13 protein-coding genes are annotated in these 12,897 nt (G+C 58.4%); 8 read left to right on the top strand and 5 right to left on the bottom strand.

Annotated features, from left to right (window positions below; translation table 11 throughout):
• Window positions 1-60 precede the first annotated feature (60 nt).
• From NGM29_RS19675 to NGM29_RS19665, 3 genes are read left to right on the top strand one after another with little or no spacing between them, the layout of a single operon-like run.
• Entirely contained in the window at window positions 61-243 is a 183-nt protein-coding gene (locus NGM29_RS19675; protein ID WP_254160844.1) for a hypothetical protein, read from the top strand.
• On the top strand, window positions 221-451 hold the full coding sequence (locus NGM29_RS19670) for a DUF8150 family protein (RefSeq protein ID WP_254160842.1): 231 nt from the start codon (window positions 221-223) through the stop codon (window positions 449-451). Before NGM29_RS19675 ends, NGM29_RS19670 begins: the two co-directional genes overlap by 23 nt.
• Window positions 451-618: a hypothetical protein gene (locus NGM29_RS19665; RefSeq protein ID WP_254160840.1), complete on the top strand. Its 168-nt coding sequence runs from the start codon at window positions 451-453 to the stop codon at window positions 616-618. Before NGM29_RS19670 ends, NGM29_RS19665 begins: the two co-directional genes overlap by 1 nt.
• A gap of 152 nt (window positions 619-770) precedes the next feature.
• Here NGM29_RS19665 and NGM29_RS19660 read toward each other — a convergent pair whose 3' ends face one another.
• The 3 genes from NGM29_RS19660 to NGM29_RS19650 form a co-directional block, all read right to left on the bottom strand.
• Window positions 771-1,583: a DUF6036 family nucleotidyltransferase gene (locus NGM29_RS19660; RefSeq protein ID WP_254160838.1), complete on the bottom strand. Its 813-nt coding sequence runs from the start codon at window positions 1,581-1,583 to the stop codon at window positions 771-773.
• Window positions 1,580-2,503 carry an ArsR family transcriptional regulator gene (locus tag NGM29_RS19655; protein ID WP_254160830.1) on the bottom strand — a complete coding sequence of 308 codons (924 nt, stop codon included), beginning with the start codon at window positions 2,501-2,503 and terminating at the stop codon, window positions 1,580-1,582. Before NGM29_RS19655 ends, NGM29_RS19660 begins: the two co-directional genes overlap by 4 nt.
• A 144-nt stretch (window positions 2,504-2,647) precedes the next feature.
• Complete coding sequence (locus NGM29_RS19650) at window positions 2,648-3,904, bottom strand: RNA-guided endonuclease InsQ/TnpB family protein (RefSeq protein ID WP_311136856.1); 1,257 nt, start codon at window positions 3,902-3,904, stop codon at window positions 2,648-2,650.
• A 682-nt stretch (window positions 3,905-4,586) separates the two neighbouring features.
• Between NGM29_RS19650 and NGM29_RS19645 the strand changes: the two genes are divergently transcribed.
• A complete protein-coding gene (locus NGM29_RS19645) occupies window positions 4,587-5,435 on the top strand; it encodes a DNA-binding protein (RefSeq protein WP_254160826.1) in 849 nt (282 codons plus the stop codon).
• Window positions 5,436-5,627: 192 nt separating this feature from the next.
• Here NGM29_RS19645 and NGM29_RS19640 read toward each other — a convergent pair whose 3' ends face one another.
• Window positions 5,628-6,716 carry an AI-2E family transporter gene (locus NGM29_RS19640; RefSeq protein WP_254160824.1) on the bottom strand — a complete coding sequence of 363 codons (1,089 nt, stop codon included), beginning with the start codon at window positions 6,714-6,716 and terminating at the stop codon, window positions 5,628-5,630.
• 351 nt (window positions 6,717-7,067) lie between these two features.
• On the opposite strand from NGM29_RS19640, the gene NGM29_RS19635 reads away from it, so the two are divergent.
• Window positions 7,068-7,886, top strand: coding sequence for a helix-turn-helix transcriptional regulator (locus NGM29_RS19635; RefSeq protein WP_254160822.1), 819 nt, complete (start codon window positions 7,068-7,070; stop codon window positions 7,884-7,886).
• Window positions 7,887-7,911: 25 nt separating this feature from the next.
• On the opposite strand, the gene NGM29_RS19630 is transcribed toward NGM29_RS19635, so the two are convergent.
• Window positions 7,912-8,217, bottom strand: coding sequence for a nickel-binding protein (locus tag NGM29_RS19630; RefSeq protein ID WP_254160820.1), 306 nt, complete (start codon window positions 8,215-8,217; stop codon window positions 7,912-7,914).
• Between the two features lie 513 nt (window positions 8,218-8,730).
• Here NGM29_RS19630 and NGM29_RS19625 point away from each other — a divergent pair.
• The 3 genes from NGM29_RS19625 to NGM29_RS19615 all read left to right on the top strand — a co-directional run bounded on the left by NGM29_RS19625 (window position 8,731) and on the right by NGM29_RS19615 (window position 12,889).
• The gene (locus NGM29_RS19625; RefSeq protein WP_254160818.1) at window positions 8,731-9,555 is read left to right on the top strand and encodes a winged helix-turn-helix transcriptional regulator; all 825 of its coding nucleotides are present in this window, start codon (window positions 8,731-8,733) and stop codon (window positions 9,553-9,555) included.
• Window positions 9,556-9,705: 150 nt separating this feature from the next.
• Window positions 9,706-11,565, top strand: coding sequence for a sensor histidine kinase (locus tag NGM29_RS19620; protein ID WP_254160815.1), 1,860 nt, complete (start codon window positions 9,706-9,708; stop codon window positions 11,563-11,565).
• A 139-nt stretch (window positions 11,566-11,704) separates the two neighbouring features.
• Entirely contained in the window at window positions 11,705-12,889 is a 1,185-nt protein-coding gene (locus tag NGM29_RS19615; RefSeq protein WP_254160813.1) for an ATP-binding response regulator, read from the top strand.
• Window positions 12,890-12,897 lie beyond the last annotated feature (8 nt).

Raw genomic sequence — 12,897 nt, 5'->3', positions numbered from 1 at the left:
ACGACGCATCTCGTACTCGAAACAATCCCTGGCAGGACCCGTTGATGGCGTGAGAATGCCATGCGATCTGACGGCCAGTCAGAACCGATTGCGGTTCCACTGGTGTCAAATCGGGCGGCTCAACCTTCAGCTTCGCTCGGGGATTACGTTCTCTTCGAGGAACGATTTAACACGGAGCAGCTCGAAACGTACGTTAAAGAGCTTGGAGTTGAGGACTACTATGCTGAACTCACAAGAGTTTGAGGACGACCAACGCCGGAACACGGAGCAACGGCGTGCGATGATCAGGCGCTGGGCCGAGTACGTTCAGACGCACGACGATCGTGAGTGGTCACGCCAGCAGAATCGCCTCATCGACTCCCAACTCCAGTCAGCAAACGAGATGGCTGCTGCTGGGGATACAGATCCCGTTCGATTTGCGGCCGCTCGAGATCGGCTGCGTGACCGGTGATGGCCAACAGTACTCATTCGGAGGCAGTCGACGACGAAGTCAGCCAACTGTACGAGCGCTACCAGGCGGCCGAAAACGACGAGGAACGCCACGAGATTACCCTCGAGATGGGGAGACTCGACGGACGCCGCCACGCCGAGATCTATGCGGCACTCGAGAACGAGTAATTCGAATAATCTTGATCAGGCCGTCAAAAAGGGCGTGAGGAGGCGTCCGGGCGGGTGTACGGATCGGAGGCGAAGGATCTTGATACGAATCTGTGGGTCTTCAGAACCCATATCTCGTAGGCGTTACTCACAGACTCCTGAATTCCTCGCCGTCAGATCGTTGTCGAAAGACGCTCAACGCGATCATGGTTTTCTCTGACGGCGCCTTTCTCTTCGAGACGACTCACGATCTCCTGTAGTTCAGCCCTGGAGTACTCGAGTTCCTGCTGGAGGTTGAGCATTGGTTTCGGTTCATTGAGGGCGTGAAGCACTTCGAGTTCCTCGTAGACGCGCTCGGTAATCTTCGCAACGGGGTCGTGCAACGGTGTCGTCACGTTGTGCTTTTCGGTGAGATCGGTCAACGCTTCGCTCACGTACGTCACGAACAATTCCTGATCCAATAGTTCGACCTGCGTCTCGAGTTCCGCTTCGGCGACGTCGAACTCGAGGCCGGTCTGCATCAGCGAAAACATATCCTCGATGTCGTCCACCCGACCGGCGACCGCTTTGAACAGGAAGATGTCTTCTGGACTCACGAGCTCGACAACGAGATTTCCCGGGTCGAGATAGCGTTCGCTCCGCTCACGAATGCCTGGAGCCAGAATCAGCTTGCCGATCACCTGCTGGTTGAAGACGTCGATTCGACATCCATCATCGTTCTCGAGGATTCGCTGGGCACCGAGTTCTTCGTACTCTTCGTCCGGTTCCCGGACGATATTGTATCCCAATTCGAGGAGCACCGCGTGTAGCTGACGCAAATCGTCGCCGGAGGAGACGATGAGGTCGATATCTTTGGTCGTCTCTTTGAGACCGCGAAACGCCATCGATCCCCCGCCAATTAAGAAGACGGTGAGCGGGTTGTCCAGCTGCTGGCCGATGCGCTCGAGTTCTGAGCGAATGTATGCGCTATCGAACCGCGCCCTCATAGCGTCACCTCGTACTCTTCAGCCAGTTCCTGGAAGTCCTCCCACTCAGGGAGTCGAGACGTCCGCTGGTCACCGCTGGTGTCGAGATACGTGCAAAGCTCGTCGACGGCATCTTCGACGTCGTACTTGGTGGCATGGGCTCGGAGCACGTCGCGGTCGATGTCGACGTGACTGAGCAGGAGCAGACAGTATGACTGAGCCCGTGCGCCCGAATCGATCACGAGCATGTGGCAGCACAACATCTCCGGGGAGAGCTCACTCGTCGTCTCCGAATAGAGGTAGTATCGACGGTCACGTGCCAACAGCGGGAGGTCATATCGCTGGAATTGGTCTGGCCCTGTCGGAATGAAGTGTTCCTCGATGATCTCAGTCGTCGTCTGGACAATGAACTCGTCGAGGGATTCCCACAGAATGGTGTAGGTGTCGGTCTGTTCTTCGGCAGTCTGGCGGTGAACATGATGGGCAAGCTCACGAGCGAATGTACTCAGCTGTTCGAAGCCGTCATTCAGTGTGTACGCGCCGTCGTCGGTTTGGTAGACGATTCCACGATGTTGAAGTGGGGCAAGCGCTCGGTGGACGGTACTTCTGTGGACGTCGGCGTGGCGTGAGAGATCGGTCACGGTCCGTGGGGTATCGAGGTAGTAGCATACACGGAGGGTTGCACCTGACAACAGCTCCGGCCAGTCGATGTGTGAATACTGCTGCGTGAGGTCCGTGAGTAACTCGAGTGCCTTTGCGCCCGACGGTCGAATCTGCTTTGTTTTCCCCTGTCGGCGTGTCTCGACTAGGCCAGCCGTTTCGAGCCGTTCAACGAGTTCGGAGGTGTAGCTGAGACTCCGATCGAGATTCGTTGCGAGTTCAGAGACCGTCTGCTCACCGTGGAGGGCAGTAAGGGCGCGAACCTCGCCTTCTGTGAGCATGCTGTTGCATACTAGCGAACCCATATATAAATGATTTCGGTATTTTGCAACACTCGACGGACGCCATCGAGACGGGAACGTACAAAGTCAATAACCCCGACCTCAAGGGTCGGGGCTTGTCAGTGGACTCCCGTTCTGCCGCTCCTAAGCGGAGGCGTTGAAATCGCCGTTCACGTTCAACGTCCCTGACTTCAGGGCTGATTGACACGCAGCCCATCCACCGCGAGACTTCTGCCCGCGATGAATATACCCGCAATACCGCACGGCAACGTTCTTCGCCGCGTTGTAATCCGCATTCGCCTCGTACCCACACTGCTGACACACGAACGCTTTGTCGTCGCGGTTGTCCTCGTGGGTAAACCCACAGCACGAACACCGTTGGGACGTGTACGCTGGACTCACGAAATCAACGAACAAGTCACGGTCTTCGACCTTGTACTCCGCGAGTTCAACGAACTTCGCGTAAGCCCACTGCTGAAACTTCGACCCGTTCGCAATGTTCTCGCGGATGTGTTTCAGGTTCTCGAAGATGATGCTGTCTGCGCCGACTCGTTCGGCTTCTTCGAGTAACTCGTTCACACAGTTGTGGAGCCAGTCCAACGACCAATCACTGAACTTGCTCCCAATTCTTTGGATAGTCAAGTGCGCCGAGCGCGTGCCTGTCTGTTGCAGGCGACCTCGACGTTTCTCGAACTCGTTGCGTTTGTGGGTGAGGTAATCGGCGCTACCGACGAATTTGCCGGTAGAAGTGACGGCGAACGCGCCAGTCACGTTCAGGTCAACGCCGAGAACCACTCCGTTCTCGGTACCTTCACCATGTGACGTGGCTTCTTGGCGTTCTTCGTTGTCACCACGGGGTTGTTTCACCGTGACGTGCAGGTAGAATTCCTCACTGTGTTCATCGTACTGGAGCGTGGCGTGAGACGCATCCCATTCATCGTTCTCATAGTAGCGACCAAACGGCGTGTCTTCACGCTCGTTTTCAGGTGGCAACACGTAGTCAGTTTTGACTCTACCGTTAATCGTGGAGAGCGTGGCGTGGTCAGCGTTGAACGTTGCACTACGCTTGTCGTACACGACGCTCCACGACTCGAAAACGGGTTGACTCGTCTTCTCTCCTTTCTTCAACTTGTCCACGCCTGAATCAACGGCTTCGATAGCACGACGAATGCCTTTCTGGACGAGGTTGGCCGTGAGGTCGTGTTCTTCTTTGAGGTCGTTGTAGAGTGCGTTCTCGGCTTTATTTTTCGACGTGATGCAGTAATCGTCGTATCGCCACGCCCATTCGCTCGTCTGGTTGGCGCAGTCGAGGAACTGGTTTTTAGTGTGGTGGAGGTCGGCTTCGCGGTCGCTGGACACATCGAGTTTGATGAGTACCGTGCGGCGCGGAGCGTCGTCCACCATCTACTTCACATTATAGAGTGTTGTCTAAAAAAGGTCCGTGTTTCGTGGGGGAGTCGGGTTGTCTTTGTTGCGTGGTCTGATTCCCACGTGTCGGCTTCCTCCCCCAGGTCAAGCCTCGGGGCATCTGCCTCGACCGCCTGTGAAAGCCCTCGGCCGCTCGGCGTCCCGCGACCACCGCTGCGCTCTCGTGCCTGCGGTGCTTGCGGGGTCGGGGGACGACCGAGACGGCCTCGCCCTTTATGGGTCCGCCAGGATGTTGGCTGTGTCACTGAGCGTCGAGAGTGATTTAACGGTGTTTCTCTTTGGCCCGCCCCGCTCGCCGCTGGCCGCCCTCCGCGTCGCTCGCGACCGACCATTCCGGGCGTGCGGACGCTCTCCACACCGCCCGCGCCCGTTCCGGGCTAAAGTGAATATGGCCTCGGCGCCAGCATTAAGCGCGCTTTCGGTCTTCGCTCACGCTCAGACCCGTAAGCGGCTTAAAACTGGACGCTCGCTCCGGTTGAAGCGTCGCGCGTTACTGGTCGGGTCTGTTATCGGCGCGTCTCGCTCGCGCCCTGACGGGCGCTTGCGAAGGCGCGAGCGAGACGCGTGTGATGAAAAGTTGAACGACGAAGAGAGCCAGGGCTGGAGAGTCGTGGTGTCGGAAAGACGCCGAGTGAGCGCCTTTGGATGAAATCCAATGTCTAGTAAGCAGTCGGTTAGCAAGGTTGTTTCGGTCGATGAACAGGCGTATGAACAGGAAACGGTTCGAGCGGAACACGAGGACGTTGTCGACGAGACTCCAGAGTTCCGGGCCACGGTGGAGATGGAGATTCAGGCGAAAGTCGATGCAAACCACCCAGACGGGATCGTCGATACAAGCGAGGATCGGATCTATGGTGTGACCCTCGCACAAGAAGAGCGTATTCGAGCCAGAGAGGAAGAACTCGAGCGAATTAGCGTCCAGGCGGCGTTCGGTCGACAGGAAGGACGAGCGGAGCGAACGAGAGCAGTGATTGAACAGGCACGACGTGATCAGCGGCCAGTCAAAGAAGTCGATCCTCGAGAGAAACTTGGGCGAGCGGAGTTGGGACAGGTCAATCGGCAGGCACAGCGGTTGTCAGAAGACATCAACGGTGGGTACACGCGAGCGGTCATCGCGAAGCGGATCGCCAGTCGGGTTCTCGAGGGTTCGGATATATTCGAGGCGGTGATGAATACGAAAGAGGAGCTACACCACGAGGCAGGGACAATCGTGCCGATCGGGGCCCTTGAGGAAATCAGAAGAGGCGAGGTCAGTGTCGAAGGTCGTGTGATCGAACTGTGGGAACCCTCAAGCCCGAGTATCCAACAGGTGGGACTGATCGAAGATGAGACTGGTCGAACGAAGTTCACGATCTGGGAGCGATCTAGACAGACGATGGTCCGCGAGGGTGAGCGAGTACGATTCAGGGCGGCGGCGAAGAACTGGTACAATGGTCGGTGTTCGATCGCGCTGACTCACTGGTCGGAAATCGTGTTCCCAGAGCGCGATCCCTGGTGGGAGTAGCCAATCGACTTCTCTTTTTTTGCTGGTGCCCGATCACCCACTACCCACCGCACCCACCCACCTCCACGTTCCGGGCTGCTCACGGCCGACGGCCGTTTTCGTTCGAAAGAGCTTCGCTCTTTCGTGATGACGAAAATCTTCGATTTTCGAACCACGCTGCCGGGCTTTCGCTGAATCTCCAGTTCTGGACGATCAGTTTGCTTCGCCGTGAAGCAACCGGGGTAACTCCGTTTGCACGAACAACGTCGCAACGACCATCAAAAGCGGTCCAAGAAAGATACCGTACCAACCGAACGCAAGTGGCCCGAGGATATACGCGAAGAGAACGAGTCCCGTTGGGAACATTCGGCCTGAAAGTGATGGCCGAACGTACGTTCGAATAATACCATCGAAGAAGACACCCATGATGATGTAAAACGCAATGGGAAACCACAATGCCGTCAGGCCAATCTGAATAGCCATCACTGCAAGGTAAACGACAACAGCTGCGTACACGATAGATCGACCAACAAGTGGAATAACCGAAGCGAGACCAGTGACGATAGCTAGCAACAGCACCTGTGGAATCGCAAGTCCGGGGGGTGCTATTGCATTAAGCAGCGCATAGATGACTCCAGTGAGTATCATGATAGCGAGAATAGTCAAGGTATATCCGAAAAACACAGAACTTAATCCCTTGTCAATCGCTCGAGCAAACTCGTCGACACGGGTTCCCTCACCGACAATATCGGATCGAAACCACCTAGCAAGTCGTCTCTCATCACGAACGAGAAAGAACGCAAAAAGAAGTGTGATAAATAGATTGTATGCTGCTGTGAGGAACGCACCCAATACGCCACTTCCCCACTCGATTATCGATCCAACGGTTGGATCGGTGGTGAAGTCCTCCACAAATGGGTAGACCTCCTCCTCGGTCTGGGGTACCGTTTCCGGGAGTCCGTCAGGAAACAACGTTTCGACAATCCGTTCAAAATCAGTTGCCTCGAGGGTTGCAAGTTGTATAATAGCAATGGAAGCGAGGACGATGAGAATACTGACGAAGGGGAGAATAACGAGCCCAAGGGTGATGACTGCAGCCGTACTTTCTGAAAGCCCACGCTGTCGGAGCTGTCGGGCCACTGGTCGGGCCATATAATAGAGAAATACGCCAAAAACAGCCCATCCGAGATATCCGCGAAGTGCGTACACTAAAACGGTTGCAAGAACAAGCCCGAAAGCCCACCAGCCAAGTCTCGAAAGAAGTTGATTATCGATCAAATCACCGTCTGAATCCATGGACATGGAACGAACACCTCTCGAGAACAAGCCCCTTGGGGTGAACCGCCTCAGGGTCAATCCCCGAGGCTTCGCCGTTTTGTCAGTGTCGTCCAGAAACGGGCGAATGGACGCAGGCGAATGTAATTCCCCTCGGACTTCCCGCGATGGGTCGTCTGGAATGAACACCCGAACGCTCGGTGCGTCCGTGAGGGTCGGTCGCTCCACCACGACCCGACAACACCCGTCTCACCTGCCGTATCAGGGTGTTGAGAGGTGTCGCATTTCCAGGAGCCAAACGACCGCTGATGGAATTGAGAATTACCACTACCATCACCCTAGTGAATTCTTTGTATAGGCCCAACGATGGTTACAGTCATGGACGAAAACGCTCCGCCGGGCCCCGACCTCCGAATCGAGGTCGTGAAACGAGCACCGATGATCGCGGCCTTGCGTGAGGGGGCAATGGATCGACGCGCCTTGGAGCAGCGACTCGAGATATCGAAATCGACCGCTCATCGTAACACTAACTTTCTCGATGAGCAGGGCCTCATCGAGCGATCGGACGGAGAATACAACCTCACTGCGTTCGGCAAGGCAGTCGCGGAGGTCGTTGCAACGTTCGAGGCAGATATGCAGACGACCGTCCGACTCGCCCCACTGTTCGATGTCATATCCGGCATCCAACCACAGTGCCCGATCGAGGCATTCTTCGACGCGACCGTTACCACCTCGAACAACGGCGATCCGTTCGGACCGCTGGCTCGGTTCGTCTCACTCGTGCAAGAGACGGAGACGTTGCGGATGTTCGATTCATACGCCGTCGCCCCGACGTATATGGATGAGATTCATGGACGCGTTCTCGACGGGTTGACGACGAAAGTCATCGAGCGACCGGATATCGCTCTGGATATCATGGAGAATTACCCACGGAAGTGCGTCGAACTCTGTGCGAGCGAGTTTCTTACAATGCGGTTGCACGAGGCCCTCCCTTTCGGGCTCGTCATCTTCGACTCCCGAATAGGCGTCGGGATTCGTGACCCAGTATCTGGAGCTCCTCGGGCGTTCGTCGATACTGACACACCGGAAGGACGGGCGTGGGCCGAGACGTTGTTTGAATCCTATTGGAACGAAGCGACGCGATTAGAGCGTTTTAATCCGAAGGCGCTACGGGAAGCAATCGAGTCTGACGCCTAGTACTGTACCGGAGTGGACGACAGCCCTACCGATCCGGACCGTCTACAGGCGATCCGCGACGAAAGACACGTGACACTGGAATCCCAGCACAGTCGGCGTGCTCGTACAATGCCTCCTCCGTCTCGGCCCTAAAGTGACAGAAGGTTCCCGTCACCATGTCGTCCTCGTTAGTCATGATCTCCGATTCGACCCAGTCGATACCTGTGCCGTTGTCTCGCACCGTCCCTAGGGCCGCGATTGACCGTTCGCTGGCACGTTCACGCTCGGCATGAGTTACCGGTGGATTGATCTCACGGAGGATGAGATAGTCCGTTAGTTCTCGATCGCTCATCGGGCAACCCCTCTCTTGTCCACTAGGGTCTCTCTGTATTGGTTCGTCGCTGTCGGTCTGTCTCGAAGAGACATAGACGATCATACGGCGGTTTGGAATTTGTAGTTACCTGGCGGAATTTTCCCTCGATATGGGACGTTCCAGCCACGTGAAACTGGGCCGGTCTGGACTGAGGGAGTCTTGAATCGCTACGCCGCGTCGGGTTGCAGCGTCTTGCAGTCTTCCTGAGACTGGCCAAGCGGTTCGTCACCGGCGGATTCTTAGAGATTGCAGTCACGATTGGTCCAAACGGACGCATCGAGCGACGTAATCTCCAAGCTGAGTCGCCGCTTAGTGATTCGCAGAATAATCGAGGCGGGTGCCACGGGGCTTGACACCCAAGGCAGTTGACCAGAGCCCTATGGACCGAAATACTATCCGTCGCGGTCGAATACATCGACGCCCCCTGTACACGTCCCTTTTGAGGGGGTTACCCCAGGATTTTTGGTTCGTCCCTCAGAGTGAGAACCGACGATGTCCCAACCGGCGCGCCGATCAGAGACGATCTTCGCAGTGCTCTCGGTGCTCTCGAAGAAGTGGCATCCTCGGATCATCCTCGTGTTACGCGCCGACGGACCGCTCGGCTTCAACGACCTCCAGGAGCACCTCCCCGGAATTTCGAGTAAGGTGCTCACCGGAAATCTCGAAGAATTGCGAGATCGCGGTCTGGTTGACCGCGTCGTCGTCAGCGAGTCGCCCCTGCGCGTCCAGTACGACCTGACCGACGCCGGCAAAGAACTCGACGACGTTTTCGACGCACTCGTCGGGTGGGGTGAGCGACATTTCGAACCTGATCGAAAGACGGTGATCGTCGCTGAGAGCGACCGTCGACTCGCCAAACTGTACCGCCAGTGGCTCGCGCCGTCGTACACGGTTCGAGTCGCGGTCGACGCCAACGATATCTCCCGTCACTTCGACGATTCTACGCCCGCTGTCGTCCTCTACGATCGGTACGTTCCTGGTGCCGGTTCACACGAGGTCACCCGGCTGGTCCGATCACTCGACGAGTCGTGTCGGATCGTGTTGCTCACGGCGGATCGCCTATCGTTCGACGTCACCGACCTCGAGTGCGACGCCATCGTCCGAAAACCGGCCGCAAGAGAGGTCGTCCGACGGACGGTCGAGACGCAGTTCGAGCGCTACGGGGAAGACCCCGACGTTCGCGAGCGTCACGCGCTCGTGGAGAAACGGGCCGCGCTCGAAGACGTTTACTCGGCGACTGTCCTCAAGGAAAGCAGCGAGTATCGACGGTTGTGCGAGCGCCTCGCGGCAGACGACGGTGATTCGAGCGTGCCTTGACGTTAGCCGCCGTGTTCGAACGCGGATTCCGGGCCGTTGACCGGGCGGACTCGACTCCGGTAGACAGCTCCAAAGCAACAGTGGCGAGAGCGATCATCCCGCTCGACGGGGAGCAATTAAGACACCGGAGCACCTCCAGACGCCGTATCCGTGTTCTCGACGTTCGGCTGGCAGTGGCAGTTCACGCCGTTTTCGGCGGCACTCCTTGCGGCGGGGTTTGTCACCGGATCCCTAGCGAGTTACGCCTGGCGCAATCGTGAGTCCGCCGGCGCGGAGGCGTTCGCCGTCCTCATGGGAGCGACGAGTCTCTGGGCGGGCGCGTACGCCCTGCAATTGGCGGGGGCGAATCTGGCGACGAAGGTCTTCTGGGCGAACGTCGTCCACGTAGGCGTCGCGATCGTGCCTGTTGCGTGGTTCTGTTTCGCCCTCCAGTTTACCGGCCGCGACCACTGGATAACTCGAAAGACGATCGTCGGGCTCTCTGTCGTCCCCGTGATTTACGTCGTCCTTGTCTGGACGAACGACGTTCACCGACTGGTCCGCGAACCGCTTGGTCTCGAGCCGAGGGTTGACGGATCGATTCTCATTTTCAGACAGGAGTTCGGTCCGGCCTTCGACGCCCACGCGACCTACGGGTACGCCCTCATGGTCGCCGGGCTCGTGGTGCTCGTCCGACTCCTGTTTTGGTCGCCGGCCGTCTATCGACAACAGGTCCGGCTCCTGTTACTCGGGGCGGTTGTCCCCGTCGTGACGAACGTGCTCCACCACGCGGGTTTCAATCCGATCACCAATTTCGATCCGACGCCGTTCAGCTTCACTGTCGCCGGCGTCGCGTTCTTTTTCGGGATCTATCACGCCCGCTTGCTGGACCTGTCGCCGGTGGCCCGCGAGTTCGTCGTCGATACCCTCCACGAGGGCGTGCTCGTCGTCGACCGAAACGACCGCATCGTCGACGTGAACGCGTCGGCACAACGCCTCCTCGAGATGGACGAATCGACGGCGGTCGGCAGCGACCTCGAGACGGTACTCCCGGGCACGCGACTCACCGACCCGGACGAAGGGGCGGAAACGATTGAGGACGAACTCGTCCTCGACGGAGCAGTGACGCGCCACCTCCATTGTTCGTCTTCGCCGGTCACCGACGTCCGAGGTGAGGCGCTCGGTCGATCCATCGTCGTTCACGACGTCACAGAAACCCGTACACTCGAAGCCAATCTCGCTGCGACGGTCGAGCGCTTGCAGCGATCGAACGCGGAACTCGAGACGTTCACTAGTGCCGTCTCCCACGACTTGCGAGCGCCCCTCAGGACGACTGACGGCTATCTGTCGCTGCTCGAACGGCAGGCCGGCGATGCGCTCGATCCAGAGGATCGCGAGCTCCTCGCCGTCGCACGAGCCCACACGAATCGACTCCAGGGGATGATCGCCGACGTCCTCGCGTACTCGAAGATAGGCAATGACGACGGCGACGAGCAGTTCGAACCGGTTGACTGCGATCGAGTGCTCGAGCAGGTCATCGAGACGCTTCGGTTCGACGTCGAAGAGCGCGATGGGACAGTCGTCGTTGGCGAGTTACCGACGGTCTGGGGCGTCGAACACTTGCTTCGACGGCTGTTCCAGAACCTGGTTTCGAACGCGCTGACGTACTCCAACGGGCCGCCGACGATCCGCGTGTCCGCGACGCGAGCGTGTAAGTGTGAGTACGAGTGCACCGAAAGTGATCGTGGCTACACCTGCGACTGCGACTGTGATTCCCCCGACCACGCCTACTGGGATATCACCGTTTGCGACGATGGCGTCGGGATCGAGGCAGGCGACCTCGAGTACGTCTTCGACCTCTTTACCCGCGCCGATCGATCGGATTCGACGTCGGGAACCGGAATGGGGCTCGCGATCTGTGAGAAAATCGTCGACTACCACTCGGGGTCGATCGCCATCGATTCGACGCCCGATGTCGGAACGACCGTTACCGTGAGGCTTCCCGCAGACCGACGAAGCCGAAAAGAATAGGCTGGACGACACCAACACGATGGAAAATGAACGACGGTCGATCGGTTCGCGTGGTCGTCGCGTTCGCGCGCAAGCGAGGGGGGTTTGAGAGCCGAACGCAAAGACGACACCGCACCCGGCCGACGCCGGGGTGGCGACGGTGACCACGGTGAACGGGGGAACCGGCGTCGAGGTCCTGCTCGTCGAGGACAACGAGGACGAGGCCAGACTGATCGAACGGGTCGTGAGCGAGTACCAGACGCCCGAATTCGACCGGCAAAACCGGGACGAGGCCGCCGACCAGTATCCCGTCTCCCTCGAGATCGGACGAATACACCACGTCGGTCGCCTGGAAGACGCACTCGAGACCATACGAACGGGATCGATCGAAAGCGACACCGAACGTGATGACGTCACCATTGACGTCGACGTCGTCCTCCTCGATCTCATGCTTCCAGACAGCCGGGGCGTGGACACGGTCAGTCGGTTCGTCGCCCGTTCCCCGGCGGTGCCGGTCGTCGTCTTGACCGGTCACGATCAACACGCCGTCGGCGTCGAGGTGATTCGTCGGGGCGCGCAAGATTACCTCACGAAGGGGTGTCTCGACGGCGAACTCATCGTCCGTTCGATTCGGTACGCGATCGAACGTAAGCGCCATCAGCGAGTACTCGAGGAAACCAACCAGAAACTCGCGCTCCTCAACCGGATCATCCGAACGGACATCCGGACCGAGACCAGCGTCGTCCTCGGATGGGCGGACGTCCTCGAAGACCGACTCGACCCCGCTGGCCGAGAGGCGTTCGACTCGATGCTGGCCGCGACGCGAAACGTCGTCGAGTTCGCCGACATGGCTGCCGACCTTTCGATGGCTCTCGAGAGCGACGCCGACATCTCGCTCTCGGTCGAGCCACGGTCCCTCGAGGCGATTCTCGAGAGCGAAGCGGCGGCGTTTCGCGAGGCGTATCCGACCGTAGCACTGGCAATCGACGTCGATGACAGCTCGATGACGGTTCTGGCGACGCCGATGCTGGGAGCGGCGTTCGGTCACCTGTTGTCGAACCTCGGTCGTCACGGCGTGGCCGAACGAATCTCCGTTACGGTCGACGTGGCCGACGGCCACGTCACCGTCCACGTCATGGGTCGGGGCGCGACGCTGTCGGCCGAACAGCGGCGGTTCCTGACCGGGACCGATCGTTGGTCTGCCGTCGACGGCGGACTGAACACCGAACTCTACCTCGCGAAAACGCTCTTTGAGCAGTGTGGCGGAATGATCGACATCGGCGACAGCCGAGACGGAACGACCGTATCGATCACCCTCGAGCGAGCGCTCGAGTCGTCAGCGTAGCGTCGTCA

Origin of the sequence: Natronosalvus rutilus (assembly GCF_024204665.1) — an archaeon.
In the GTDB taxonomy this organism is placed as follows: Archaea; Halobacteriota; Halobacteria; order Halobacteriales; family Natrialbaceae; genus Natronosalvus; species Natronosalvus rutilus.
The sequence above is the reverse complement of the archived record's forward strand: the minus strand, read 5'-3'. Positions and strand labels throughout refer to the sequence as shown.